At 41.1% G+C, this 523-nt stretch carries 1 pseudogene; it reads left to right on the plus strand.

Annotation, left to right across the window (positions count from 1 at the left end):
- A pseudogene (locus RR876_RS17350) lies at positions 1-523 on the plus strand (pilus assembly protein PilY); the annotation flags it as partial.

Genomic DNA, 523 nt, shown 5'->3' on the forward strand with positions numbered 1-523 from the left:
TGGGTAAGCTGACTGAAACTAATCGTTATAGTAATACAACTCTTGTTGCACCTTATGGTGGGAAGGATGGTTGGTATTATGAATTCGACAACTGTGTTGCAGGTATCGATGGTACAAAGGCAGGGTGTAGTGATTATAAATTACAAAGTGAGAAAATTTTTGGTACACCATTAGCTATGAACTATCGCTTATATGTTTCAACATTTGATAGCAGTAAACCTGGGCTCTCTGGTGATTGTGGAGCTGGCGTTAAAGGTGAAAGTTTATTAAGTTCATTCTGCTTACCTTATGGTCAATGTAAATCTAATTCAGCTACTGATGGGGGGAGTAGAGGTGCTCCAATTGGTATTGGGATTCATAATGTGACTGTTGGTAATTGTACAGGTGATGATTGTGATGGTGATGGTGATGGTGATGGTGATGGTGATGGTGGTGGTGATGGTGATGATAATAAAATAGCTTCTGCTTCAAACTACTGCGCGAGCACTGGTGGGCGTATGGCGATTAGTGTGACTGGAGGTAT

This window comes from Acinetobacter sp., from assembly GCF_036666595.1.
GTDB lineage: Bacteria > Pseudomonadota > Gammaproteobacteria > Pseudomonadales > Moraxellaceae > Acinetobacter.